At 39.5% G+C, this 2,026-nt stretch carries 2 protein-coding genes; both read left to right on the forward strand.

From position 1 onward, the window contains the following. The first annotated feature begins 234 nt into the window (after nucleotides 1-234). A complete protein-coding gene (locus tag NL646_RS23265; RefSeq protein ID WP_253664756.1) occupies nucleotides 235-1,188 on the forward strand; it encodes a hypothetical protein in 954 nt (317 codons plus the stop codon). Between the two features lie 143 nt (nucleotides 1,189-1,331). Then, entirely contained in the window at nucleotides 1,332-1,910 is a 579-nt protein-coding gene (locus NL646_RS23275; RefSeq protein WP_062888440.1) for a hypothetical protein, read from the forward strand. Nucleotides 1,911-2,026: the final 116 nt, after the last annotated feature.

A 2,026-nucleotide genomic window follows, 5' to 3' on the forward strand; every position in this document is an offset into this window, starting at 1 on the left:
CTTAAATGCATCAAAGCACATAAAGTTTGTTGTTCGCAAAGTTTAGTTCGGCTTAAAATTGTCGCTCGGTGCCTCGCGACTAACAAACTGCTCAAGAGGGATTCGCAACGCGTGGCATTTTCACTATGCGTTGAATTTAGTGATTAAGGTGGTTTGCGGCGGCTTCGGTATTGCGTTGCTCACCCCTTAGCAGGGCGTTATGTTTACCCTGATATGCAGTAGTTTTTGGAAAATATGATTAATAATAAAGATATTCTTAACAAAATGGGCTTTCTCATAGCTTTACTTGCGCTTTTAGTTACAAGTTACGGGGTGTGGGAGCAAGTTCGAGATAAATACCCTGAAGTGACAGTGTCGCTCTTGAGTGAAGATAAGGTTACTGATCTTGCAAATATCAAAGGATTGGTTGCTACGTATTCATTTAACGGAGAAGCGATACAAGACCTTTGGAAAATTCAAGTCAGATTTCAAAATACCGGAGATAAAACCATAATCGGTAGCGGATCAAAAAGTGACCTAATCAAAGATTCTCTTGATTTTTCATTTCCGAAAGGATTTCGTGTTATCGATCTAAATGAACTTGATGACTCAGTTAGGGCACAAGTTAAGCCTAGTGATGACCACTCATTTAATATACGGTTTGAGCAATGGCGCAGCGAAGAGCATATTGATATAGAGTTATTTTTAGAGCAAATGGATCATTCGTTGAAATCTCCAAAGATCTCACTTGCCTCAAGGAGTTTGATAGACGGTAACTTCATTTTATCTATGGATAATCCTTTAGCTGTGGTAAAGCGAAAGTCACTACTTAATTTGCCCACACCGATTGTCGAATGGTCTTCGACATTTGTTTTTATTTTAAAATTGGCTATGTTTGGTCTTCTTTTATATGTCGTAACGCTTGGCCTCAAAGAGAGCCTTTCTTACTACAATTGGAAAAAGCGATACAAACAAGATTTTGATAAGCATATTGACTACCTCTTTTCGAATTATGATGAAGAAAAGTTTAGTGATATTAGTCAAAACTATAAAGATGATCCCTGTAAAGCTCCTAAATGGGTTTGGGATGATTTTTCTGGTGAAAAGGTCGCAGGCATTGTTTTATTTCCCACAACTAAGTCAACGATAGTATTTTTCATTGTTTCATGGCTTTTCGTGATTGCATCCTTAGTTTCCACTTTAGGGTAAACATAACAAACTGTTTAAGAGGGATTCGCAACGCGTGGCATTTTTACTATGCGTTGGTTTAAGTGATTAAGGTGGTATGCGGCGGCTATAGTATTGCGTTGCTCACACCTTAACAGGGCGTTAGGGTAATTGTTGGAAGTCTTATGGACGTTGAAGTTCGAAAAATATCAGGCCACATGTATGGTCTTGGAAAATATCTATTGGCTCACGGTATAGAGCATGTGATTTTTACTGGCATGAGGAATCCATTTTGGTCATCGATGGGTGTCTTACATGTTGCTCAGGCTGCTGAGATTTTAATAAAGTCGGCGATTGCTCAAGAGCATCCGCTGTTAATCTTCACGGATTTGCCGAAACTATCTCAAAATACCGAAGAACGACTTACAACTTCTCAGTTGATGGCTAAAGCTAAAACTGTTCAATATAGTAAGCTTCCGGATTTGTTATGGGCTGCTACTGGTTATGAAATCAAGCATCTCGATGTTTATAGAGAAATGGGTGAACAGCGAAACCGTATTCAGCATTTAGCTGTACCTGATGATGATTTCAATGATCTAGTATTCCGTTTTTGCATCCAAGTTATCGATCCTTTAATGGTGCATTTTTTTCGCGAGCATTTCTTGGATAATTTGGATTTTGACGACCTCTACATCTATGAGGACAACCTTTTAAGCGACTCAATTGACGCTACGGGTTTGAAGTACGAGGGTAAATTACCCTAACAAACTGTTCAAGAGGGATTCGCAACGCGTGGCATTTTCACTATGCGTTGGTTTTAGTGTTTTAGGTGGTATGCGGCGACTTCGGTATTGCGCTGCTCACCCCTTAACAGGGCGTT

The sequence above is a fragment of the Vibrio sp. Y20_XG_PY13 genome, assembly GCF_024181925.1.
Lineage (GTDB): Bacteria > Pseudomonadota > Gammaproteobacteria > Enterobacterales > Vibrionaceae > Vibrio > Vibrio parahaemolyticus.

What these genes read in the sequence shown, in the direction of transcription:
- NL646_RS23265 (WP_253664756.1), top strand. Translation starts at nt 235, where the DNA reads ATGATTAATAATAAAGATATTCTTAACAAAATGGGCTTTCTCATAGCT.
- NL646_RS23275 (WP_062888440.1), top strand. Translation starts at nt 1,332, where the DNA reads ATGGACGTTGAAGTTCGAAAAATATCAGGCCACATGTATGGTCTTGGA.